At 49.7% G+C, this 23,528-nt stretch carries 18 protein-coding genes; 11 read left to right on the top strand and 7 right to left on the bottom strand.

All coding sequences use genetic code 11. The annotated features are described in order from the left end of the window. Positions 1 to 397: 397 nt before the first annotated feature. From ACN0YR_RS24290 to infC, 4 genes are all read left to right on the top strand, one after another. On the top strand, positions 398 to 943 hold the full coding sequence (locus tag ACN0YR_RS24290) for an REP-associated tyrosine transposase (RefSeq protein WP_417851802.1): 546 nt from the start codon (positions 398 to 400) through the stop codon (positions 941 to 943). Between the two features lie 408 nt (positions 944 to 1,351). Next, complete coding sequence (locus ACN0YR_RS24285; RefSeq protein WP_417851801.1) at positions 1,352 to 1,678, top strand: DUF2200 domain-containing protein; 327 nt, start codon at positions 1,352 to 1,354, stop codon at positions 1,676 to 1,678. Positions 1,679 to 2,360: 682 nt separating this feature from the next. Beyond that, on the top strand, positions 2,361 to 2,684 hold the full coding sequence (locus tag ACN0YR_RS24280; protein WP_417851800.1) for an RNA recognition motif domain-containing protein: 324 nt from the start codon (positions 2,361 to 2,363) through the stop codon (positions 2,682 to 2,684). Between the two features lie 329 nt (positions 2,685 to 3,013). Further along, positions 3,014 to 3,505 carry a translation initiation factor IF-3 gene (infC, locus tag ACN0YR_RS24275; protein ID WP_145204553.1) on the top strand — a complete coding sequence of 164 codons (492 nt, stop codon included), beginning with the start codon at positions 3,014 to 3,016 and terminating at the stop codon, positions 3,503 to 3,505. Between the two features lie 117 nt (positions 3,506 to 3,622). On the opposite strand, the gene ACN0YR_RS24270 is transcribed toward infC, so the two are convergent. The 5 genes from ACN0YR_RS24270 to ACN0YR_RS24250 all read right to left on the bottom strand — a co-directional run bounded on the left by ACN0YR_RS24270 (position 3,623) and on the right by ACN0YR_RS24250 (position 9,938). Then, positions 3,623 to 6,175 carry a DNA gyrase subunit B gene (locus ACN0YR_RS24270; protein WP_417851799.1) on the bottom strand — a complete coding sequence of 851 codons (2,553 nt, stop codon included), beginning with the start codon at positions 6,173 to 6,175 and terminating at the stop codon, positions 3,623 to 3,625. A gap of 37 nt (positions 6,176 to 6,212) precedes the next feature. Beyond that, the gene (locus tag ACN0YR_RS24265) at positions 6,213 to 6,560 is read right to left on the bottom strand and encodes a DciA family protein (protein ID WP_417851798.1); all 348 of its coding nucleotides are present in this window, start codon (positions 6,558 to 6,560) and stop codon (positions 6,213 to 6,215) included. Positions 6,561 to 6,595: 35 nt separating this feature from the next. Further along, positions 6,596 to 7,708, bottom strand: coding sequence for a DNA polymerase III subunit beta (gene dnaN / locus ACN0YR_RS24260; protein ID WP_417851797.1), 1,113 nt, complete (start codon positions 7,706 to 7,708; stop codon positions 6,596 to 6,598). 579 nt (positions 7,709 to 8,287) lie between these two features. Further along, positions 8,288 to 8,995, bottom strand: a complete 708-nt coding sequence (locus ACN0YR_RS24255; RefSeq protein WP_417851796.1) for a phosphatase PAP2 family protein — start codon at positions 8,993 to 8,995, stop codon at positions 8,288 to 8,290. Positions 8,996 to 9,167: 172 nt separating this feature from the next. Continuing rightward, positions 9,168 to 9,938, bottom strand: a complete 771-nt coding sequence (locus ACN0YR_RS24250; RefSeq protein WP_417851795.1) for a tetratricopeptide repeat protein — start codon at positions 9,936 to 9,938, stop codon at positions 9,168 to 9,170. Between the two features lie 146 nt (positions 9,939 to 10,084). Between ACN0YR_RS24250 and ACN0YR_RS24245 the strand changes: the two genes are divergently transcribed. The 5 genes from ACN0YR_RS24245 to ACN0YR_RS24225 all read left to right on the top strand — a co-directional run bounded on the left by ACN0YR_RS24245 (position 10,085) and on the right by ACN0YR_RS24225 (position 15,108). Continuing rightward, the gene (locus ACN0YR_RS24245) at positions 10,085 to 10,909 is read left to right on the top strand and encodes a purine-nucleoside phosphorylase (protein WP_417851794.1); all 825 of its coding nucleotides are present in this window, start codon (positions 10,085 to 10,087) and stop codon (positions 10,907 to 10,909) included. 305 nt (positions 10,910 to 11,214) lie between these two features. Next, entirely contained in the window at positions 11,215 to 12,189 is a 975-nt protein-coding gene (msrP, locus tag ACN0YR_RS24240) for a protein-methionine-sulfoxide reductase catalytic subunit MsrP (protein WP_417851793.1), read from the top strand. Between the two features lie 113 nt (positions 12,190 to 12,302). Continuing rightward, complete coding sequence (locus ACN0YR_RS24235; protein WP_417851792.1) at positions 12,303 to 13,145, top strand: alpha/beta hydrolase family esterase; 843 nt, start codon at positions 12,303 to 12,305, stop codon at positions 13,143 to 13,145. Positions 13,146 to 13,402: 257 nt separating this feature from the next. Beyond that, positions 13,403 to 14,032, top strand: coding sequence for a hypothetical protein (locus ACN0YR_RS24230; RefSeq protein ID WP_417851791.1), 630 nt, complete (start codon positions 13,403 to 13,405; stop codon positions 14,030 to 14,032). Between the two features lie 185 nt (positions 14,033 to 14,217). Next, the gene (locus ACN0YR_RS24225; RefSeq protein WP_417851790.1) at positions 14,218 to 15,108 is read left to right on the top strand and encodes a diacylglycerol/lipid kinase family protein; all 891 of its coding nucleotides are present in this window, start codon (positions 14,218 to 14,220) and stop codon (positions 15,106 to 15,108) included. Positions 15,109 to 15,263: 155 nt separating this feature from the next. On the opposite strand, the gene ACN0YR_RS24220 is transcribed toward ACN0YR_RS24225, so the two are convergent. Both ACN0YR_RS24220 and ACN0YR_RS24215 read right to left on the bottom strand, forming a co-directional pair. After that, positions 15,264 to 16,706 (bottom strand): DUF1501 domain-containing protein, encoded by a 1,443-nt coding sequence (locus tag ACN0YR_RS24220; RefSeq protein WP_417851789.1) that lies wholly within the window; start codon positions 16,704 to 16,706, stop codon positions 15,264 to 15,266. A gap of 133 nt (positions 16,707 to 16,839) precedes the next feature. Further along, a complete protein-coding gene (locus ACN0YR_RS24215; protein WP_417851803.1) occupies positions 16,840 to 19,785 on the bottom strand; it encodes a PSD1 and planctomycete cytochrome C domain-containing protein in 2,946 nt (981 codons plus the stop codon). A 345-nt stretch (positions 19,786 to 20,130) separates the two neighbouring features. Between ACN0YR_RS24215 and ACN0YR_RS24210 the strand changes: the two genes are divergently transcribed. Both ACN0YR_RS24210 and ACN0YR_RS24205 read left to right on the top strand, forming a co-directional pair. After that, positions 20,131 to 21,063, top strand: a complete 933-nt coding sequence (locus ACN0YR_RS24210; RefSeq protein WP_417851788.1) for a hypothetical protein — start codon at positions 20,131 to 20,133, stop codon at positions 21,061 to 21,063. A 113-nt stretch (positions 21,064 to 21,176) separates the two neighbouring features. Continuing rightward, a complete protein-coding gene (locus ACN0YR_RS24205) occupies positions 21,177 to 23,447 on the top strand; it encodes an FAD-dependent oxidoreductase (RefSeq protein ID WP_417851787.1) in 2,271 nt (756 codons plus the stop codon). Positions 23,448 to 23,528: the final 81 nt, after the last annotated feature.

Below are 23,528 nucleotides of genomic sequence, written 5' to 3'. Positions count from 1 at the left end.
ACTCGAATATGGCCCAGGAAAAAGACCGAGACACCTCCCAAACCACCTAAAATCCGCGCCCCCAAAAAGAACGAAGTCCAAAGAGCCAAACAACTTGGATTCAAACAACTCACCATTTAATGAACGGCGTTGGGTGGCACGCTCAGACTGGAGCGGAGCGTAAGGATGGGCGTGGCGAATTTCGTGTTGACTCTCATTCTTCCACCATTGGTAATGTTCTATCCATTTGAAGCGGGACGTTTTTTTCTCCTGCGTACCAGCGAGCGCTGGGAGCCCGCGTCTGCTTCGGCGGGATGGCCCGACCGACTTGTTCGGCTGGGTCGCTTTAGCGACAAGATGGAATCATCATGAGCTTTTTTTTGAAGTCGGTTTTCAACCAAAACGAAGGCTCGCTGAAATGGTCAAGCGAAGAGTTTATGATAACGAAAAACATATTCACTTTGTCACTTTTTCGTGTTTCAAACGACGACAGCATTTGCAACACGATCAAGCCAAAAGAATTGTGATCGGTGGCTTGGGAAGCTGTTTGGCAAAACACCAAGGACTCTGTCTGGGGTTTGTGATCATGGCTGACCATGTCCATGCACTCATCTGGTTTCCTGATATTCAACAGCTCAGTAAGTTCATGAACAAGTGGAAGGAAACAACCTCAAAAACTCTGAAGAAAGTTTTGCCTGAACGTTTTCCAAACTATTGGTCAAATTTCAAAGAAGCTGATTCGGTATGGCAGCCACGGTATTACGGATTCAACATTTGGTCACGTTCCAAGGTTGAGGAAAAACTGGAATACATGCACATGAATCCGGTGAAAGCTGGCTTGGTGGAACGAGTGACTGATTGGCAATGGAGTTCAGCACGATGGTATGTTGAAAACCGTACGGTTGGTCTGCTGATTCGTTGGCCTCCAGGTTTGGAAGCTGACGATGACTTTGCCGTCAATTGAATATCGAAAGCGAACGGTAGAGCATCCTGTGCCTACGGCCCCCAACCGTCCCGGTCGGGCCACCCAGCGTTCTATTGTCCCGGCTAACAGGTATTCGACCGCCGAAGTTCGGTGGAGTTTTCCATACTTCGGCAGGGTAGTATGGATTCGTGAACTTTGATTTGTCAAACTGCGAAACTAGTTGCGACGGAGCGCTTGAGCTCGCCACGCCCATCCTTCCGCTTCGCTACACTCTGGGTCGTGCCACCCGCCAAGACCACGCTGCCTGCTATCATTGAGATGACTACAGATCAGTGATTTGTCTCTCTGCCCTGCCCAACCGATACTTCAGCCCATAGAGCATATACACATCCGGGGAAGCGTCTCATTATGAACCGTAAATATGACCAGGATGAACGGATCGCGAACATGACGTTTGCTTTCGTGTACCCACACCTCCTGGCAAAGGTTGAAAAAAAGGGCCGGACCAAACAAGAATTGCATCAGGTGATTGATTGGTTAACGGGTTTCGACGAAAAGAAGCTGCAGAAATTCATCAAGGACAACGTGACTTTTGAACAGTTCTTTTCCCAAGCGAAATTGAACCCCAATTCTCACCTGATTACGGGTGTCATCTGCGGCCACCGGGTAGAAGAGATCGAGAATCCACTGACCCAAAAAGTCAGATATCTCGACAAGCTAGTGGACGAATTAGCCAAAGGGCGGAAGATGGAAAAAATCCTGCGTTCCGAATGAACTTGCGTGGAAGCCCTGCTCTCCAAGGGGCAATGCTCACGTGAGAGACCAGAGCGGTCGATATCGTCGATGTAAAATGGTAACGGTGGGACGATTCTCCATTTGCTGTTTCGGAAAAAGACGTATAATTTTGAGAGGTGACGGTTTTCTTTCCATGCCTTTCATGATCCGTTGCTTTTGAAACGGAAGCTGGCTCTCCAGAACCCGAATGGGACTGAAATCAGGCCATTTCGGTCCAAATCGTGAACTATTGTCTCCTTTTTTCCCAATTCTGGCCGCTTTCGCGTAAATTCCCCTAGTCAGTCAGTCGATCAAAGAATATGTTCTATTATCAATCTTAATTGATGTTTGCTGGGCTGAGTTTGGCAAGCGTAGCTGTTGATCGGTTTTTGTGCTTTTAAAACCATCACAATCTTTGAAATCTCCTTCCGCCAGCCAGGGAAGGTCCAGTTCAAAGCTTTGTCAACTCTTACCGTATCGCAAGTTCAGTCGATCCATGGCCTTCAAATCGCCTTGAATTTGTATCTGTTTCGTGAAAGTGCAGCGTTGCACTTCAAATTCTTTTCCTGTTGCACTGACAAATTCAGCGACCCAGGAAATTAATCAGCTGTCTTAGCTGAGGTCGGATTTCTTTTCGCCGGCCAATCTCCTCGTGAGACATATTTTTTATTGGAGTAATGAAATGACGAGTATTTTCGTTGGAAACTTATCATACGAAGCAACTGATTCTGATCTTCGATCAGCTTTTGAAAATTATGGGTATGTTTCCGCAGTACAGATGATGACTGACCGTACAACAGGTAAATCGCGTGGATTTGCATTTGTCCGGATGCCGAACATGGAAGATGCCGAAGAGGCGATTGCCCGAATGAATGGGGCTTCACTTTGTGGACGAGCCATCAGTGTGAATGAAGCAAACGAGCGTGAAAACCGCCGTGAGCCAGGAATGAGCCTCCCCAAAGCCCCGAACATCTTTGATTTACTAGAGGCAGATGCTGCCGTGTGACGTACCAAACAACCCGGATGTATTGACTATTTGCGCCAAAAAAGTCACATTCGTCGGTAGAGACGACGAAATAGTTTCAGTGAGACGAACTGTCGCGAAACCTCTTCGGTGTTTCTCGATAGATATCCCGATTGAATTGAGACCCAAATTTGTCGTAATTTTCGAATTCATTCGAATTTTTCCTGTGTTTATGCGTATTGCCAGTAGACGATACGATTTGCATTTTCAGTGACAGAAATTAGTCACGCTTAGTTTTCACTTGTTTCAGAAGGAGACATCCAATCAGACGACCTCAATCCATCTCGAAGCCACAAAACACTGGCCCGAGAATGAACGAAGACATCCGGGTTCCAAATGTCCGGGTAGTCGATTCCGAAGGAGAAATGCTAGGAGAAATGGAAACTGCCAAAGCTCTTGAATTGGCAGAAGAAGGGGGCATGGACCTCGTGATGGTTGGTGACAATGCCGACCCACCTGTTTGTCGGATCATGGACTACAGTAAAGTCCGATACGAGAAAAAGAAGAAATCAGCTGGCCCCAAACAACACCGAACACAGCTCAAACAAATTCGTTTAAGAGCCAAAATCGGTGAGCACGACGTGAAAGTCAAAGTTGACTCAGCACGCAAATTTCTGGAACGACGTGACAAAGTCAAAATCAATGTCATGTTCCGCGGTCGTGAAAATGCTCACCACGATCTCGGTCGGGAACTCCTGAACAACGTGATCGAAATGCTCTCTGACGTTTCTACCGTCGAGCAGTTCCCACGCATGGAAAGCGGTCGAATGATGTCCGCCACGCTCACACCGTTGGCGAAATAACTTCGAAACAAAAAACCCCCGGTAAGAATTATGCTTCTTACCGGGGGATTTTTTATGCGTTGATCTTAAAGTCAATCAAATTCTGGTCTTCACGGACACACGGTAGAACAGGCTGTTCTAAACGTCGAGGTCTTTCACATCCAGGGCGTGCTTCTCGATGAACTCACGGCGAGGCTCGACGTGGTCTCCCATGAGAACGCGAAAAATCTCTTCAGCGGCTGCGGCATCATCGAGTGTGACCTGCATCAGAATACGGGTCTCCGGATCCATAGCTGTCTCAAAGAGTTCATCCGGGTTCATTTCGCCCAGACCTTTGAAGCGAGTCCGCTGCATTCCGCGTCCGCCGATGTCCCGCAATGTCGGGATGACCGCTCGCAGATTCTGAAGTGGTTTTTGAATGTCCTTATTGATGATTTCATAAGGGAAGACTTTCTCGACATTTCGCGGAGGTGGGTCAAGGAAGTCATTCAGAGAGATTTCGTACTCTTCTTTCAGAGTTTGCAGGACGGAATTGATTGTGCGAACTTCGAAGAGATCAAGAACGTTCAGCGTTAATGATTCATCTTCTGGTGCTGGCTCCCCTTCGACATTGTCGCCAACTTCCAACTCTTGATCTGCGACTTTCATCGCCCGACCTTGAGCTTCCTCCTGATCCTGGAGGTACGCTTCCATCTCAGTCTTGGTGAAGAACCAGTGATCTTCCGCGTTGAGCGTCACGCGGTATCTCGGCAACAAACCTTCTTCTGTTGCATAATTCATCGCCAGTCGTCGCAGCGAGACTCCGCGTCGCTCTAAAGCTTCGAGAGCCTCTTCAATTTTACTGAGTGGTCCAGCGAGTTGAGTCAGTTGCTCTGTTGAGAACTCGCGTGGTTCACCAGTCGGTTCCGGGTAATTGCCACCCTCCAGTTGATTGGGAGTTTTAAGAAGATTCCTTCTCGGATTGAGTATCAGCTTGGAGTCTTCCAATCCAATGTCCAACAACTCCGTCATCATCTCTTCGTGTGTTTGCACGTAGCGAGGTTTCTGGTTCCGTTTGCCTTTCTGGATGACTCGATACAGCGGCGGCTGAGCAACGTAAACGCAGCCTTGCTTCACAAGTTCCCGCATGTGTCGGAATATGAATGTCAGCAGCAGCGTGCGAATGTGTGAACCGTCGACGTCGGCATCCGTCATGAGAATGATTTTACCGTAGCGACGTTTGGCAATGTCCTGCTCTTCAGCGAGTGGAGTGATTCCAATCGCTTTGAAGATGGCTGTCACCTCAGTGTTTGCCAAAACCTTGAGAAGTTGTGCCTTTTCGACATTCAGAATTTTTCCTCGCAACGGCAGAATCGCCTGATACTCGGAGTCTCGTCCCGTATCAGCAGACCCACCGGCCGAGTCTCCTTCCACCAGGTACAATTCAGATAAATTCAGGTCATGCTTTCGGCAATCTCGCAGTTTCTCCGGGAGTCCGCCCGAGCCGGTTTTCGTTTGGCTGCGGGCCATATCACGAGCTTTTTTCGCAGCTTCTCGAGCCTCTGCAGCACGCAGTGATTTCTGACAAATCAACTTGGCGATTGCTGGGTTCTCTTCCAGGTATTTATTGAGCACATCTCCCACGACCGAGTTGACAGCTCCCTCGACTTCTGGATTTGTGAGCTTAATTTTCGTTTGAGCTTCAAACTGCGGATTCGGAATTCGAACGGTGATGACGCCGGCCAAGCCTTCTCGGAAATCGTCTCCAGCGGGAGTCATATCCTTGAAGAGGTTATTCTTTTTCCCGTAGTTGTTCAGCGTCCGCGTCAGTGCCGTTTTGAATCCGGAGAAATGTGTTCCTCCTTCAGAGTTGGAGATTCCGTTTGCAAAGCAGCGAATACTTTCGGAATAGCCATCGTTCCATTGCAATGCGATATCGACCACGACGGCGTCGACTTGTCCGACGACTCGAATCACATCATTGTGAATCACGGTTTCTGTACGATTGATCCACTTCACAAACTCAGCAAGTCCATCCTCGTAATGAAAGGTGTCTGACTGACCGGTTCTTTTATCTGAGATAAAGATGCGGACCCCAGCATTCAGGAAGGCGCAGTCCTGCAACCGTTTGTGAATCACATCGTAGCTGAACGTTGTGTTGGGAAAGATCCCTGCATCTGGCTTGAAGGTCACCTTTGTTCCGGTTTGATCGGTCGCTCCCCCTTTGACCAGTCCGGAGGTCACTCGACCTTTGCCGAATTCCATCCGATAGACAAATCCATCTCGACTGACTTCGACTTCCAGCCATTCTGAGCAGGCATTGACTGCAGTGATTCCGACACCGTGAAGCCCACCAGTCCCGACCGCATAAGCTTTCCGATCGAATTTTCCTCCGGAATGGATCTCCGTGAAAACAACTTCGAGAGCGGTTTTTCCGGTGTCCTTCATCATATCGATTGGAATTCCACGTCCATCGTCGGCAACGGTGATCGATCCATCTCCATTGATCGTCACACTCGCGGTTGTGGCATATCCGTTCGAGTATTCGTCGAGAACATTGTCGGTCACTTCATAGACGAGGTGATGCAATCCGGAGAGATCGGTTCCTCCAATATACATCGCAGGCCGGTGGCGAATCCCTTCGATCCCTTCCAGGTGTTGAATGGAATCTGAGTTGTAATCTTGTGGCTTCTTTTCGTTCTCTGCACTCATTCGTAACATCCCAGTTATCAATGCCAATTCATGGCATCTACTTATTCAGATTCCCTTTTAGACGAAACTTGATCTCACGTACTTTGAGATGCTTATATTCCGTCTGAATTGTGTGGAGAAATTCACTCTTATAAAAACTATCCAATTGATAGAGGAGAGCTGAATTACTCAGGGTAATTTCAAGAACACCATTTTTGATTCCCTTCACCTTCATAGCTGCATGAGAAAACTCTTCAGCGACCTGGTCCCACATCTCCTGCAATTGTTCATTTGCCTTGAAACGGTTGTAACCCCGCAAATGAAAAAGTTCGGAGAGGATGTTATCGAGATTTTCAGGATCCTTAGCACCGTAAGGACTTCCGCGATACTTCGGAGGTCGGCTCATGTTTCGACTCCGCAAATGAGCTCTTCGGCATCAATCTAATCATCCCGTGACAACGGCATGACGACGTAAGTGTAGTTTTCATCCGCTTTGAAAACCGCGGCACTATTGCCATCGACCAGGTTGAGAGAGACTGGTCCAGCTGAATCGAGGACACGCAGGAATTCCTGAACATACTTCGGATCAAAGGTCACAATGACAGCTTCGCCATCGTAGCTGATTGGTAGCGCAATTTTTGATGATCCGACATCCTGACCAACACTTGTCAAAGTCAGCGTTCCGTCATCAAACCCGAAATCGACACCGCGACTTTCTTCGTTTGTAACGATCATGGCCTGACGTACAGCTGAGAGGAACGGGCCCACGACGAGATCAATTTTTGAAGTGTATTCACCCGGAATCACATCCTGGTATCGTGGGAAGCGGCCTTCGACCAGACGAGCGTAGATCGTCGATTGTCCACTCTGTACGAGGATCTCATTTTGATGGATTGCAATTTTGACGTCCTCGTCATCGTTGTCGATAGACCGTTCGATGAGCGACATCGCCTTAGCAGGAATCACCGGTTGGCCAATCTCTTCGGAGACATTCCCGTGCGCCTTGCAGGTTGTGTGGCACACAGCCAGCCTACGGCTGTCTGTCGCGGCCAGCGTGAGCTTCTCGGCATCAACTTCCATCAAGACTCCACCTAAGGCGTAGCGGGTACTCTCGACGTCTGTCGCAAAGATGGTTCGTTGAATGGCCTGCTTCAAAGACTTCCCACCGATGAGGTAGTAATCCTCATCTTCAAAGCTCGCCACACTGGGGAACTCGGCAGCATCTTCGACGCTCAAACGGAATTCACTTTGGCTGCTGCGAATCCAGAGTGCGTCTTCGTTCACTTCGAGACTAATCTGGTCATCCTGAACTTCTCGCAGAATCGCATTCACACGTTGCGTTGGAAGCAGGACTTCACCGACGGAGTCTGTCTCGACGTCTGGAATTTCATAGCGGATCCCGACTTCCTGATCAGTTCCGAGGAGCGTCGCTCGGCCCTCTGTCAAAGTCAGTTTGACATTGCGAAGGATTTCCTTCGGAGTTCGCGTTGGTACAACACTCCCGACAATCTGGAAAGCAGAGGAGAGTACGTTTCGAGAGCAGGTCAGCTTCATTGTCTTGATTCAGTTTCTAACAAGTGGCTTCGAAAATGACTCTTAGAAAAGAATCATATTTAAAGATTATCAGCAGTATTATCAAAGAGAAGATTGAGCAGTTGATAACTTCATTTCGTAGAACGCAAGTCTATGAAAAATAGGCGTTTAATTCAATTCGGACACAAGAAAAAAGCGTCGAAAACCGGTTCACATCCTGTCTGAACCCTGTGACTGAAGTGTCGACATAGCAGGTGGTTATGAACAGGGCCAAATCGGACCTGTGAAACCAACAGAGTTGTCCCGTCGTTTTCCAGCAGTTATCACCAACTTATCGACGCGAGGACCCTTGAAGAACGATTCCGATATGAATCGAGCAACCCGGTTGATCGAGCAAATAAACAGGCAGCGTTCTGCGAGTGCAAACGAATTTCCGAGTCTCTGAATCGTCAAGACCCGGTCAGTTTACCGGTTCATAATGGGGAATACGAGAGGAGTTTGCTGCTTAGGTTGATTTCGTGGGCAACTGCTGGAAACGAACTCGGTTTTTGTCCGTTTTGACACTCGCTCCTCTTTTCCAAGTGGGGGATTTTATTCCACTCAGGAGGTTTGAGATGTCTCTGGTTTGGCAGGATCGCAGGTTTCACGGAGGGCGTTTTCAAACTTCTGAAACTTTCGTGTCCCCCAGTTGTCTCCAATAAAGGAAAGCCCAATCAGCCAGCCTAGGGCGGCTCCAGTCAATACATCACTCGGGTAGTGCGAAGAATTCGAGACGCGTTGAAGGGCCACCAGAAAGGCGAGAGAGAGAAATGCTGACTTACCTTTCGGAAAAGCCCACGTCAGCAAAGCAGCAAATCCGAATGCGGACGCGGTATGAGCCGAAGGGAAGCTTTCGATGGCTGATCCACCAGAGTGAAACGGAAACAGCCCTGTGAAGCTCTCGAAGATGCCGTGCTGGCTGAAGTCAAACTCGCGCGGGCGAGTTCTGCCAATGAAGAGTTTCACAACATTCGCAGCTAAACCTGCCGCAGATGTTCCAATGAAAATGCGATACACCCGTCGGTCCTGGCAAGCATTCGCGACTGAGAAACAGAAGAGAACCAGAAATTGTCCGTAAGGTGTTCCGAAGTGCTCAGCTGTGTTGACGAATTTCTTGAGCTCTCCCTGCAACCTGGAATGCGAGAAGTGGCGTGCGACCGTCTCATCAATCGTGAAGACACAAATCACGGCCAGCACCAGTAAGAGGGTGGGCAGTACGATGAGGTCAAATCGAGAAATGCTCGATTGTCGAGTATTCAGATCATCCATGGAATTGAAAGTCGCATCAGCATTTGCTGATTTCGAATTGAGCCGAGCTAAAGCTTTTTGAAAAAGATGTCCGTTCGTAACCAGTCTCGTGGATATGAGTGACTCAGCAGATGAAAAGCACCCTTCACGGACAGAAGAAACACGAAACTGTCCTCGTTCTCAAGTTTGGCGCCTATTTGTTTGACGAAAGTCCCAATGCATGCAAGCGAGCAACTTGCCACATGTAGTGAGGTCCATAGCCCGCTTTGGGGGCCCAGGTGTTCTGGGCGGCTCGAGTTAAATTCTTTCTGGCAGAGTCCGAGCGTCCTTCGACGGCGTCGTACAGGCCGACATACAAAGAAGCATAAAACATCCGCTTTTCCCGTTCATTCTCAGTGATCTCAGCTGACTCAATTTTTTCCAGAATCTGTTTTCCGGTCAGAGTTCCAGAAAAGAGCTGATAGACGTCTCCAAATGGCTCGCGATCGTCTTTGTCGTATTTGAGCAACTCTTTTCGTGCCGCATCAGCTCCCTTTGATTTGTAGTGTGACAAGTATCGCCAGATTCCGTTTTCGCGGTCGACATTGTCAAAGGAGTGATAACGGTCAAATTGTCCAGCTGCCATGTCATATTGATTTGCGTAAAAATAGGCAATCCCCCTTCGCCAGTGAGAGACGTCACTTTGGGGATTCAACTCGACCATTTTGCTGTAGTCAGCGACCGCTTCATTAAACTCACCAGAATAAAAGTAGGCATCACCCCGCTGCGAATAGAGTCCAACGATGTCGGGAGTTTCTTTGATTTGTGTTGTAAGTGCTTCGATCTGCTGTTTTAGTCGTTTGTCTTGCGATTTCGTGAGTGTCTCGATGTCAGGAGGTTCTGCATTCACGTGCGAGGTGACGTTTATCAAAGTGATCAACAGGAGCAATCGCACAATCAATGATGCAGACAAAGATGCAGACATAAATGGCTCACACGAGAATGATTCGAAGCGGTGAAGTGCTTGAGATTCAATTTTCTATCGAACATACAATAGGTGATTCTGGCTCAACCAGCTAATATGCTTGATCCATTCTCATCAACTGCATCTGATTTCAAGCAAGTTCTCCATTGACTCCTGATCTGGACAATTCGGCGGATCTCCGGGAATCCATCGATCAAATCCGTGGTCGTTGGACGGCAACGCCGGAGTTTGCAGTGATCCTCGGTACGGGACTGGGGACGTTTGTGGACGGGATGTCTGTTGATGCTTTGATTCCATATTCCGAATTGGCTGGCTTCCGGTCATCGACCTCCATCGGACACGCTGGAGAACTGGTTTGCGGTTATGTGGACTCAACTCCAGTCATCGCACTTCGAGGGCGTTCGCACTGCTACGAGGGAGTCTCGCGAGATCAGATCACGTTTCCGGTTCATGTGCTCAAACACCTTGGTGTGAAAAATCTGATTGTTTCATGTGCTGCCGGCGGTCTTTCTCCTCGATTCGAGGCGGGTGACATCATGCTCATCGACGATCAGGTCGACTTTCTCTTTTCACCAAAAAGAGATCGCTGCTGCGAACGTCGACGAACAGTCGCAGGCCGTTACGATGAACAGATGAAAAGCATGGTTTTAGAACTGGGACGGAAGCTGAATCTTCGCTTGAGCGTTGGAACTTACATTTCGGTCACCGGTCCCAACTATGAAACTCGCTCAGAAATGCGATTCTATCGCATGCTTGCCGATGCAATTGGCATGTCGACAGTGCCTGAAGTCGAAGTCGCAACAGAGCTGGGAATGCGGGTTTGTGGATTGGCAACGATCACGAATCTCTGCAATCCAGACGCTCTGACGATCGCGGATGGGGAACATGTCGTCCATGTCGCCTCGTCGTCTGAACCACGATTCCGTGCCATCGTTCTGGAACTGATCCGCAGAATGAGCAATCAGGATTGAGGAAGATTGAGATCGAATGAGTTCCCCTCCCCTTCGAGTTCTTTCGATTTGAACAGGCTGCTGCATCATTTCTTGGTGTTGTGTGAAATTCCCGCAAGGTTTGTCCTCTTTTCCTGTTGCAGTCACCAATTTTGTGGCACAAGCAGGCAATCGGAAAGCTCATGTTGGCCTGTCAGGCGAAGCGACTTATAATCCAGTGAGCGACTGCAAACGCCAAACTGGCGACTTAACGAGATAGACTGCTCTTCACGAGACAGATACGTAAATCTTTTTCAAATAAGCTCATAGCCGATCAGGAACTGGGAATGAATTACTTCGTACGGCGTCCTTGGGATCTTCCACAGAATCAAATTACGGACCAGTCGATCTATTCCAACAAAACTGCTCGCCGGGAGTTTCTGAAATCAATTGGAGTGATCGCAGGAGCTGGATTGTCCGCTTCAATGCTCGGTTGCAAGAAAGCAACCCTTGAAGAAATCGATGCAGCTGGCGAAGTCGAAGAAGGGAAACAGAATTACCCCTTCCCGAGAAATGAAAAATTCGAGTATGGGCGCGCCGAATCGGTTCGCAAAGATGCAGCTCAGTACACCAACTTCTATGAATTTTCGACATCCAAAGAGGTGTTCCGATACGTCGAAGACTTCGAGCCCACACCTTGGAAAGTTTCGGTCACAGGGTTGTGTAAAAATCCAAAAACGTTCGACCTGGATGACATCTATAAAGAGTTCACACTCGAAGAACGTGCGTATCGCCATCGCTGTGTGGAGACGTGGTCAATGTGTGTTCCCTGGACAGGATTTCCGTTCAGTGATCTGCTTGCCAAAGTTGAGCCGCTCGCTTCTGCGAAATATGTTCGTCTCGTGACGTTTATGGATCCAAAAGTTGCTCCCATGCAACAACACGACGAATATCCATGGGCTTATTCAGAAGGAGTCACCATTGAAGAAGCGATGAATCCGCTGATGTTGCTGGCAACCGGAATCTATGGAGCTCCGCTTCCGAAACAGCATGGAGCCCCGGTTCGATTGGTGGCTCCCTGGAAGTACGGATTCAAGAGCATTAAGTCGATTGTCAAAATCGAACTGACCGATAAACAGCCAGCGACTTTCTGGAATACACTCATGCCGCACGAATACGGCTTCGAAGCGAACGTCGACCCGGAAGTTCCACATCCTCGCTGGAGTCAGGCGACTGAATGGATGCTCGGAAGTCGGGAACGATTCCCCACAGTGAAGTACAACGGATATGGGGACTACGTTGCATCGATGTACAAATCATAAGTGAAGTGACTCACGTCCGTATTACTCACATCCACTTCATTGTGATGAATTAGATTGTGATAAATTGCAACGTGATGAAAATGTCCACTGTGCCATCATGAAGGTCTACTCCCATGAAGCTGTTCCCGACTCTGTTTGTGATGGTGGTCATACTTCAATTCTCTTCAACCAGTGCGGCGCAGCGACGCGTTTTTGGTGAGCCTGCACTAAGAAAATTTGACATCAAAGTTGATGACCTGGACCGGGAATATCTGCTGCACATTCCTGAAGAAAAAGAGACTCCGCGACCAGTCGTTTTCGGTTTTCACGGACATGGCGGGACGGCTCGAAATGCAGCTCGATCGTTCAAGCTGCATGTCCACTGGCCCGATGCGATTGTTGTGTATATGCAGGGGATTCCGACTCCCGGAAAACTGACTGACCCGGAGGGAAAACGAAACGGATGGCAGCACGGTGCTGGATCTGAAGAAGATCGCGATTTGAAATTCTTCGACAAGGTGCTCGCTCAAATTGAAGAAAAGTTCTCGGTCGATAAATCCCGCATCTATTCCACCGGTCACTCCAATGGAGGGGCTTTCACATATTTGCTTTGGGCCGAGCGAGGAGACATCTTCGCTGCGATGGCCCCCAGCGCAGCGGCTGCCGGTCAGGTTCGAAATTCTCTCACTCCCAAGCCGGTCATGCACCTGGCTGGAGAGAAAGACAACCTTGTGAAATATTCTTGGCAACAGGCGACCATGAACGGCCTGAGAAAACTCAATGAATGCGAACCGACAGGGAAGGAATGGTCGCCGTACGGAACACTGTACACTTCAAAAATTAAAACTCCTGTCGTCACCTACATTCATCCCGGAGCCCACAAATACCCCAGCGAGGCTCCACCGCTGATCATCAAGTTTTTCAAAGAGCATCGACTCCCACAGAAACCAGAGACTCCAGCAGCACCCGATCAGTAGCTCATTCTCTGCATGACGAAATCAGAATGCCCTGTGAGCTGCAATGGCTGCCAGATAGGTTTCGGCTCGGTTTTTGCACTAATCTATTTCATAGTGAACAATCGGATGATGCTGGTGGTCAGCGAGATGCCCAGTATTGTCCTGTTCCCTCAAGAAAGAGACTGGACGTTCAATTTCTCTTGAGTCGTATGAGTAGTCTGGCTGGTCGATTTTATGCCAGGCTGAGAGAGGAATTGACAGTGTGGAGTCAGGAAAACATGATAAGTCAGAGCTTAGCAGCAAATACAACCGTCATTGTGTGGGGAGGGTTGTTGATCCTGGTCGCAGGGCTGGCTCTGCTCACGTATTTCCTCAAGAAACGCAGAGAGGATGTCTGGAAATCTTTCGCCCGGAAGCACCATTGTCGCTACGAAATGACGGAGGAAGGTCCACGTGTCTCAGGGAATTATTCAGGACATCCATTTGTTTTACTGATCCCTCCTGACAGTTCCGACACCGGAATCATGGCTGTCGAAGAGGTTCGACTGGTGATGACTTTTGACGATTTAAAGTTGCCCTCAGATATTCAAATCCACTCAGCTACTGGATTTGTGGGAGAGTTACAACGTTCGCTGGAAGCCCATCGGGTCTCATTCGAAGACGATGAGCTATTCGATCAAAATCTCGTTGTCACCAGCGAAGATCCTCAAGCAGCACAGCGGTGTCTCTCCCCTCACTGCCGGGAGGTTTTGCTGAATTTGGTCAAACTTCATCCAGAAGCGAATTTGGGAATCCGAAGTGGTGAAGCATCAATTCAAATACGATCAGCGATCAGTGAAAAGTCTCAACTGGAAAACATGCTGGAATCACTTTCACAAGTCGTTCACTCTATCTCAACTGCGAGTTAATCAGTGAGTCGGAGAATACGAACAGTGTTTCTGAAGTTGTTGTCATTTATCGGATGACGTTGACATTTCAGGGAGAGGTAAAGTGATCAAATCCAAAATTCGTTTTCATGTACCACAACGTGGTGAGAGATCTTCACGGGCAGAGCAAGTATTGAAAATGCTTTGGAACTGGTAGAGAGATAAAGATGAAGCGATTGATTCATGTGATCTGGAACAGTCATGCCAGTCAGGCAGAGAAATATGCCGAACTTCTGGAGATGTTGAATTCACGTTCAGATGTCGTGGTGATTGAATCAGAATCATCAGATCATGCTCGAGAATACGCATCCAAAATCTCACAGGAAGATGCGCGGGTCATTGTCGCTGCGGGTGGAGATGGGACTGTCAATACAGTGATGGAGGGCTTGCTCGCGTCGGACCAGAACATTCCTTTGGGAGTGCTTCCACTGGGGACCGGCAACGACTTTTCTCGCAACGCACGGATTCCCTGGAACCCGGTTGAGGCCTTTTCATTCATCGAGCAACATGAACCGACGATGATCGACGTGATTGAAGTTCGCTCGGAGGCGGAAACTTTTCACTATCTGAATATGGCGACTGCCGGGAACACTGGACTCTATTCAGATTGGATTACAGATGAGATGAAAAAATTCTGGGGGCCGCTCGTCTACTTACGAGGTGCGATCGATCTCGCAGCGAATTTGCAGGTCTTCGATGTCGAGTTGCAATTCGATGACTTAGCCAGCGAAAGCTTTCGGGTCTTGAATTTGTTTCTGGCAAATGGAAGTGTGACAGGGGGCGGGTTGCCAGTCGCTCCTGATGCAAAAATCAATGATGGATTGATCGATGTGATCCTCGTGCTTGACTGCACTCCAGTGGCGGTCGCGGGCCTGGTGACTCAGTATACCTTGAGCGACTACCTGACCAACGAGAACATTGTGTACCGCAAATGCCATTCGGTCTCCATCAAGTCCTCTCCTCCATTAACGCTGACGGCGGATGGCGATACTCGCAGCGATCAACCAGTGACTGTAGAGGTCCTGCCACAACGCTTGCCGGTGATTACGGGGCTTTAATTCTTCCTGCACAAGCACACATTTTGGGAAGTCCGGAGCAGGCTGCTTTCCAGAGCATCTTTCGAATTGGTTTGCAGGATCTGCCTCGTGGCGCACAGCTAATCACCTGACAAGACGCTCAATTCGCGGACATAAGAAACACGAAAGTGTTCTGGTCACGCGAGAATTTCTTTCACTACGTTCCCATGCACATCAGTCAAGCGGAAATCTCGGCCCTGGAAGCGGTAGGTGAGCCGTTTGTGATCCAGACCCAGGAGGTGCAGGATTGTGGCGTGCAGGTCGTGGACGTGGACTTCGCCGGTGTCGACCCCGAAGCCGAGATCGTCGGTCGAGCCATGTATGTGTCCCGGTTTGAGTCCTCCGCCCGCCATCCACATGGTGAAGGCATCGATGTGGTGATCTCGCCCGATTGATTCGCGGACTTCACCCATCGGCGTGCGACCGAATTCCCCTCCCCAGATGACGAGCGTTTCGTCAAGGAGTCCACGGGCTTTCAAATCCAAGACAAGCGCAGCGGCTGCCTGATCAACTTGTTTACAGATCTTTTGCATGGCATCGCGAAGATCGGCTCCTTTTCCTCCGTGGTGGTCCCAATCGGTGTGGTAGAGCTGAACAAAGCGGACACCCCGTTCAACCAGCCGGCGCGCCAATAAACAGTTCTTCCCGAAGGAAGGCTTGCCAGCTTCGATGCCGTATTGATCGAGCGTCGCTTTGGATTCCTGCTCGACTTCCATCAGTTCTGGAGCAGAGGACTGCATTGCGAATGCGGTTTCGTAAGCGTTAATGCGAGTGGCTATTTCCGGGTCGGAAGTTGCGCTCATCCGCAGCTGATTCAATTGACCGACAGTGCTGGTGAAGTCGGCTTGTGCCTCACGGGTGATTCCGGGCGGGTTGTCGAGATTAAGGATCGGACTACCGGAACTGCGAAAAGGAACACCTTGATAACTTGTGGGCAGGAATCCACTTGACCAGAGCGTGTTTCCGGCACGGGGGCCGCGAGGTCCCGATTGAAGCACAACAAACCCGGGCAGGTTTTGTGATTCACTTCCGAGTCCATAAGTTGCCCAGGCTCCGAGGCTTGGACGTCCAGGCGCCTGAAAACCACAGTTCATAAACAGCTTCGCGGGACCGTGGTTGAAGACATCTGTACGAACTCCGCGCAGCCAGCAAACTTCATCAACAATGCTTTGGTGGTGCGGCAGAAGTTCGCTGAGATCCATCCCCGATTCGCCATACTTCTGAAACGATCGCTCGCAGCCGAGAAGTTTTGTGTCGGGCTTAAGAAAGGCGAAGCGTCGCCCTTTTGTCAGAGATTCTGGTGGAAGCTTGCCATGGAATTTGTTGAGCATCGGCTTAGGTTCAAACAGCTCGAGTTGGCTCGGGCCGCCTGCCATGAACATGAAAATCACGTTCTTGATCTTCGCAGGGAAGTGACCATCACGGACTGCCATCGGCTGATCGATTGTCGCAGCTCTGCTTTCTTCGGAAAGTAAATTCGCCAGCGCAATACTTCCAAGTGTCAATCCGGACTGTTCCAAGAACTGTCGACGGGATGCCAGTTGCTGTAACTGATGGAGTTGATCTCGTTCGTTTTTCATGTTGCTCAGCTCTTTGTCGCTCACTGAAAACGCCTTCGTCACAGACTCCCGAAATCGTAATTGTTGGCTTTAATGACGGGAGTTTGTTCAGAGTGTTGTGAAAGCGAATTCACGCGAAAGGCAAAATGTTGACTCAGTTACGAGTCATGAATTCATCCGTGTTCAACAGAACGCGGGCGAGGCTGGTGAGGGCGGCAAGTTGCAGACGGTCCGTTCCTTCGGCCTCCGTCTGAACATATTCTTCGGCTGACTTGGGAGTCGCCTGAAATCGTTCCAGTTCACGGTGGTAAAAGTGACTTAGGACATCAAGTTCGTCAGGGTTTGGAGTGCGGGTAAGTGTGAACCGAAAGAGTTGCCGCAACTGATCGTTCAGGGATTTGATTGATGCATCATTGGCGACGCGTTTGGCGAGACCAGCTGCAAATTCCTGAAAGACGACATCGTTCGCCATCGTCAAGGATTGCAGAGGGGTGTTGGAGCGAACACGTCGTGTACAGGTTGTGCTGAAATCAGGAGTGTCAAAAGTTGAAAGCAGCGGATACGGAGCGCTGCGGTAGAACATTGTGTACATCGTCCGTCGGTAGCGGTCGGCTCCGGTTTCTGTAGGCCAGCTCTTCTTGCTTTGAGTGAAGTTGTAGACTCCATCCGGTTGTGGTGGATAGACACTCGGTCCCCCAAGATCTGGGGTGAGTAAGCCGCTGGCAGAGAGTGCCTGGTCACGGACAATTTCCGCTTCGACACGGAATCGAGACTGCCGGGCGAGCAAATAATTTCCGGGATCTTTCTCGGTGTACTCCGTTCTGAAATCGCTCGTCTGCCGATAGGTCGCGGAGCTGACGATCAATCGATGTAATTCCTTCATCGACCATTCATTCTCCATCAAGCTGACAGACAACCAGTCAAGCAATTCAGGGTGAGTCGGTTGAGTACCTTGAAACCCGAAATCGTTTTCGGTTTCGACAAGTCCACGACCGAAATACTTTGCCCAGACGCGATTGACAGTCACTCTTGCCGTCAGAGGATTGTCTCGCGAGACGAGCCAATGCGCGAGATCGAGACGGCTTTTGAATTCAGGTTTTTCCTGTCCGGTGATCAGCGACGCTGGAACCGTTGGGGAGAGAGCCCCTCCTTCTTCGTCGGGGTCAAGAAAATCTCCTCGGACGAGTCGGTACGTTGCAGGAATTTTTGTCTGTTGCTTGATCACCATCTGTTTGACCGGTTTGCCTTGTCCCGGTAACAGAGACTCTAATTTGGCTGCCTGCTTTTTCGCTGCGGCAAGCTCTGCTTTGAGTTCTGACTGATCCTCAGCCCCTGGAACAGGTGTTGAAGTGACATCGAAGGCAAAATGTCCGACGAGATAGTTTGAGTTCGATGCATGTTTCATGACGACTTCGATGGCGGCATCTTGTAAGTTCACCGGTTTTAAAAATGTGAAGACCGCTTCGTGCGGGGCATTCATTTTCTTGCCAGCTTTCGCTTGTGCCGAGTCGACATTGATTGCCCAACCAGATTTCACATCGTTGTCGATAGCTCCTGAGACGTCGAACTTCGGTTGGCTGTGATCAGCCCAGGCTCGATCGAGTGGCTGTGCTTCCCCGTCTACGAAAATCGAGAAGTCGGTGAGCACAAAATTTCCGTTCGAGGCGTACCCCGGACCATTCGAAGGGAGCGTATCATGCGGCAAGACCCGCAATCGAATCGCTGTGATGTTGTTCTCGCCGTTCCCCTTGGAGTCTGGTGGTCCTAACGTGACCTTGAACGTTTCGTTCGGGGCAGGTTTCTCTTTCACTAAAAACGATCCCTCGTCGAGGAGACTCAACGGGACGCCACTTTCGGTTTCATGCTTGACCAGTTGTGGTTTCACCCAGTCCCATTCGACCTTCTCGAGGCCGGTTTCATCTTTGGTTTGCTTCTCCAGATCGACGATCGATTTCTGCAACTTCTTCAGTTCAGCGAGTTGCTGATTTTGCTCATCGCTCCAACCGAACATTTCCTCTTCATACACATCGACCGTCGGGCCGGTGTTATTCGAGTCGGCAGCGTCGTTGAAGAAGGCGTATAAGCTGTAGTATTCATCATGTGAGATGGGATCAAATTTGTGTGAATGACATTGCGTGCAGCCGACCGTCAGTCCCAGCCAGACAGCTCCGGTTGTGTTGGTCCGGTCGATGAGAGCTTCATTCCGGTATTCGTCAGGCTTCACCCCCCCTTCCTGATTGATCATCGTGTTTCGATGAAAAGCAGTAGCGACCTGTTGGGATTTTGTTGCGTTCGGGAGCAAGTCACCTGCGATTTGTTCGATGGTGAATTGATCAAATGGCATGTCGTCATTGATCGCGTTGATGACCCAATCACGATAAGGCCACATGACACGAGGACCATCAATCGTATGGCCATGAGAATCAGCATAGCGTGCCTGATCGAGCCAGTGTCGTCCCCAGCGTTCGCCGTAGTGCGGACTCGCCAGTAAGCGATCAACAAGTTTTTGATATGCCTGAGGCGACTTGTCATTCACGAAGGCTGTAACCTCTGTGGGATCAGGCAGAAGTCCCAGCAAATCTTGATAGAGTCTGCGGATCAGCGTTTCGCGATTCGCTTCGGGCGAGTGCTTCAAATTTGCACTCTGTAGTTTCCGCAGAATGAAGGCATCAATTTCATTGCGGCACCAGGTGTCTTCTGACGTTTCCGGGATCGCTGGTTTTTCGATTCTCTCGAATGCCCAGTGATCTCCATATTCCGCCCCCTGCTTGATCCACAGTTCGAGTGTTGAGATTTGCTGCGGGGTCAGTGGCTTGTTCACTTCTGCCGGGGGCATCTTTGTGGAGTCGTCATGGCTCTTGATGCGCTGGAGCAATTCACTTTCAGAAAGCTCATCAAGGTTGATCGCTCCCGCTTCAATCGCCGCCTCGCGGAGATCCAACCGCATATCTGCTTCACGAGTTCCTTCATCTGAACCATGACATTGAAAACAATGGTTTGAAAGAATTGGTCGAATCTCACGACCGAAGTCGACCAGCTTCACTTCCTCGGCAAACAGCGTTGAACATGAACTTGAGAGCAGCAATACGCAGCCCAGCATCACGGAGTTGGGGCTCCATAAAAGAATTCTTCTCGATGAACAGTACATCTGAAACATTCAGTTTCCCTGCCTGGAGAAATCATTGTCAGTGGTTCCGGAAGTCAGTTTCACGAAACCAGCCCGGATGACTGTCTCAATTATCTGCTACGTCAATTGGTGACTGCATCAGTCTGCGATTATATGTGGGAGCATCCCCTACGTAAACGACGATTCACAATTCCGGTCAGCTCCAGTCATCGAGGAAAATTTCAAACAATAATTGATTTCTGCTCAAGATTTTTGCATTATCAGCGTAGATGAAGTGATTCGCAAAATTGCAACACTTTTCACCGCGGGCATTGTGGCATGAAAATTCGTTCAAAAATCGACCCTCGAGTCTCTCAGCACACCATTCTTCTGTGCAAGATCCGTGGAAATACGCTTGTCGTTACACCATCTCGGACGCTACTTGGGATCGACCGAAAAGTTTTCCATGCAGAACTGGTGCGGACTCGTGAGTTGCTGCGGCATCCGTCGATTCAAAACCTCGTCCTGGACCTCAGCCAGGAGCGTTACTTCGGTTCAGAGATGATCGGAGCTTTTTTTGCTCTTGAAAAAGAAGTTTCGGAGACTGGACAAACATTCATCGCTGAACCCTCTTCTGACCTGCGAGTGATCCTTGAGGAGATGTTGATTGAGCAGGTCATGCCAATTGTCGATGACGCAGAAGCCAAGATTCGCGAAATTTCAGGTGAGACTTCGCTTGATCGAATGAAACGCCGTCCGAAATTGATTTTGGGCAGTGCAGCACTTCTCTTGACGGCGCTCGTGGCCCTTCTCGCCGTCACAACCAACCTGTTGGTTCCGATTCTGGGAACGGAAGAATCCCGATTACTTGATCGGCTCGTCAAAAGTTTTGATCGGACTCTCAACATTCAGCAGGACAAATTCGGCCCACAGCTTTGGAGCAATTACTCCAAAGAGCAAAACCAGCTGTTTGGTAACACTGTGACAGAACTCGGACTGAAGACAGACCGTTCCGGACTGGAAGAATCGCTTTATCAGGCAACGTTAGATATCTGGAGTATGTCACTTTCGACGACACTTCCGACCGAGGAAGAGTTGAAGAAAGCACATGATTCCCTCGCCACATCTGCTGAGCAAATCAGCACTCTACAGGGTGTCAACATCAAAGTCCCGGACCTGGAGGCGAGCGAAACCGCAGTATTGCTGAATCAGACAACTGCAGCCGGAGATTTTCGTAAGTCGAGGCTCTCGCTCAGAATCTCTGAAAAGTGAGTGATTGTCCCGAGTAATCCGCTTCTGTTCATTGAGAACTCTCCATGTTTGAGACCTCGCTCGGAGATTCGTTATACTGATCGGTTCTCCATCACTACCTCGCGAGGCAATTCATGTCGAAGAGATTTTCTTTCGTTCTCATCGTTTGTTGTTCGTTCACCACTTGTAGTTCAGCAGCAGACATCCTTGTTGAAGCAGAAAGCTTCGAGAACCATGGACGCTGGAAACTAGACACTCAGTTCATCACTGAAATGGGGTCGCCATATCTGCTGGCACATGGATTAGGGCGTCCGGTTGAAGATGCCTCGACATCGATTGATGTCGCTGATGCGGGAACGTACCGAGTTTTTGTACGAACTAAAGATTGGGTGGCCCGCTGGAACGCCAAAGGGACCCCCGGCCGTTTTCAAGTCTTGGTGAATGGAAATCCTCTCAAGGCAACATTTGGAACCGAGAGCGCTGAATGGTTCTGGCAGGATGGCGGAACTGTCGAGTTGAAGGCGGGGCAGAACAAAATCAGCCTCCATGATTTGACAGGTTTCAATGGTCGCTGCGATGCCATTTACTTCACTCAAGGAGAGAATCCACCGCCAAATGAGGGAGCAATCCTTCCCGGTTGGAGACGTGATCTGCTTGGACTCTCCGAGAAACCGACGCTGAAATCAGGTTACGATCTTGTTGTGGTCGGTGGAGGATATTCGGGAATGGGGGCAGCGATCTCAGCGGCCCGTGCTGGTTGCAAAGTTGCTTTGATTCAAAATCGTCCTGTCCTCGGTGGAAACGGTTCAAGCGAAGTTCGTGTCTGGGCGATGGGCAACATCCGTCGCGGAAAGTATCCACGCATCGGGGAAATTGTTGAAGAGTTCTCCGACAGTGCAAAGAAGTCACCGGGGACGTACGAAGAGTTTGAAGATGCAAAGAAGGAAGCGATCGTCCGGGCCGAGAAGAACATCGACCTGTTCCTGAACAATCATGCTTATCAGGTCGATACCAAAGGGGCTCACATTACCGCCGTGTATTCCTTCGACACCCGTACCAGCGAGCATACGAAGTTTGAAGGGACTCTCTTTTGTGATGCGACCGGGCATGGAACAATTGGGTATCTCGCCAAGGCAGATTGGGAGATGAATGAAGGTGGCCGCATGGGGATGAGTAACATGTGGGCCTGGGGTGAAGGTGAACAGAAGGTCGAGTTTCCAGAAACTCCTTGGGCTCTCGATTTGGAAATGAAAGACTTCCCTTATCCTCGCGATCATCATGGGCAATGGTTCTGGGAAAGTGGCTTCGATAAAGACGCCATCGGTGATGCTGAAGGGATTCGGGATTGGAATCTGCGTGCCGTTTACGGAGCATTCAATGCGATGAAAAATCGTGACGGAGCCAGCAAACATGAGACAGCTTACCTGACCTGGATTGCATACATCGGCGGGCCGAGAGAATCACGACGTTTGATGGGCGATGTAATTTTGACGGAAGAAGATATCGTCGCCAAACGTGAATTCAAAGATGGCTGTGTCCCGAGTACCTGGTCGATCGATTTGCACTACCCGAAGCAACAATATGCGAAGAAATACCCAGACAACCCATTCATCTCTGTTGCCGTCCACGGAACAGGCGTAGATCGCTCATTCGGGTATCCAGTCCCGTATCGCTGTTTTTATTCGCGAAACATCGACAATCTGTTTATGGCAGGCCGGTGCATCAGTGTGACTCACGAAGCACTCGGGACAGTTCGCGTTATGAAAACCTGCGGGATGATGGGTGAAGTCGTCGGCAAAGCAGCTTCCGTCTGCGTTGCTCGAAACTGTTTCCCAAGAGACGTTTACGAGCGTTACTGGCCTGAAATGGATGATTTACTGAAGCTGCCGGGGAAAGCGTACCGTGCAAACATCGATGCAGAATTCACGATCCCTGCGGATTCTCTTCCACTGGCTGGTCCTGGCGGCCCCCCCTCCGGTCTTGATCCAGCCCAGCTGCCGGGGATTATTGTCGATGATCGCGAAGCCAAAAAGACCGGGAAATGGACCGAAGGACAAGGACTCAAAGGTTACGTTGGATACGGTTACATCTACGCCAGCCCCAATGGAGATTCCACTGTGACTTTTTCTCCCGAAGTGAAAAAGTCTGGAACTTATGATGTCCGGGTGGCTTACCTTCCACACGAGAATCGGGGAAGCAGAGTTCCTGTAACTCTGACAGCCAACGGAAAGTCAACCACTCATCGGGTCAACATGCAGAAGGCAGCCCCATTGGAAAACGACTTCATTTCCCTTGGACAGGTCACCCTGAAAGCGGGTGAGGCAATCAGCATTACCGTCGCGACAAAGGACGCCGGCGGTAATGCACACGCCGACGCGGTGCAGTTGATCGAAGTTAAGGAATAGAGCATCTTTCGAATTGGTATGCAGGTTCTGCCTCGTGGCGAACAGCATTTTTACTAGAGAAATGCGTTCTTCACGGGCACA

It is taken from the genome of Thalassoglobus sp. (genome assembly GCF_048270125.1).
Classification (GTDB): Bacteria; Planctomycetota; Planctomycetia; order Planctomycetales; family Planctomycetaceae; genus Thalassoglobus.
The sequence above is the reverse complement of the archived record's forward strand: the minus strand, read 5'-3'. Positions and strand labels throughout refer to the sequence as shown.

Bases quoted from the DNA above. Each gene is read 5' to 3' on its own strand.
- ACN0YR_RS24290 (WP_417851802.1), top strand. From the start codon at position 398: ATGGTCAAGCGAAGAGTTTATGATAACGAAAAACATATTCACTTTGTC.
- ACN0YR_RS24285 (WP_417851801.1), top strand. From the start codon at position 1,352: ATGACGTTTGCTTTCGTGTACCCACACCTCCTGGCAAAGGTTGAAAAA.
- ACN0YR_RS24280 (WP_417851800.1), top strand. From the start codon at position 2,361: ATGACGAGTATTTTCGTTGGAAACTTATCATACGAAGCAACTGATTCT.
- infC (WP_145204553.1), top strand. From the start codon at position 3,014: ATGAACGAAGACATCCGGGTTCCAAATGTCCGGGTAGTCGATTCCGAA.
- ACN0YR_RS24270 (WP_417851799.1), bottom strand. From the start codon at position 6,175: ATGAGTGCAGAGAACGAAAAGAAGCCACAAGATTACAACTCAGATTCC.
- ACN0YR_RS24265 (WP_417851798.1), bottom strand. From the start codon at position 6,560: ATGAGCCGACCTCCGAAGTATCGCGGAAGTCCTTACGGTGCTAAGGAT.
- dnaN (WP_417851797.1), bottom strand. From the start codon at position 7,708: ATGAAGCTGACCTGCTCTCGAAACGTACTCTCCTCTGCTTTCCAGATT.
- ACN0YR_RS24255 (WP_417851796.1), bottom strand. From the start codon at position 8,995: ATGGATGATCTGAATACTCGACAATCGAGCATTTCTCGATTTGACCTC.
- ACN0YR_RS24250 (WP_417851795.1), bottom strand. From the start codon at position 9,938: ATGTCTGCATCTTTGTCTGCATCATTGATTGTGCGATTGCTCCTGTTG.
- msrP (WP_417851793.1), top strand. From the start codon at position 11,215: ATGAATTACTTCGTACGGCGTCCTTGGGATCTTCCACAGAATCAAATT.
- ACN0YR_RS24235 (WP_417851792.1), top strand. From the start codon at position 12,303: ATGAAGCTGTTCCCGACTCTGTTTGTGATGGTGGTCATACTTCAATTC.
- ACN0YR_RS24230 (WP_417851791.1), top strand. From the start codon at position 13,403: ATGATAAGTCAGAGCTTAGCAGCAAATACAACCGTCATTGTGTGGGGA.
- ACN0YR_RS24225 (WP_417851790.1), top strand. From the start codon at position 14,218: ATGAAGCGATTGATTCATGTGATCTGGAACAGTCATGCCAGTCAGGCA.
- ACN0YR_RS24220 (WP_417851789.1), bottom strand. From the start codon at position 16,706: ATGAAAAACGAACGAGATCAACTCCATCAGTTACAGCAACTGGCATCC.
- ACN0YR_RS24215 (WP_417851803.1), bottom strand. From the start codon at position 19,785: ATGCTGGGCTGCGTATTGCTGCTCTCAAGTTCATGTTCAACGCTGTTT.
- ACN0YR_RS24210 (WP_417851788.1), top strand. From the start codon at position 20,131: ATGAAAATTCGTTCAAAAATCGACCCTCGAGTCTCTCAGCACACCATT.
- ACN0YR_RS24205 (WP_417851787.1), top strand. From the start codon at position 21,177: ATGTCGAAGAGATTTTCTTTCGTTCTCATCGTTTGTTGTTCGTTCACC.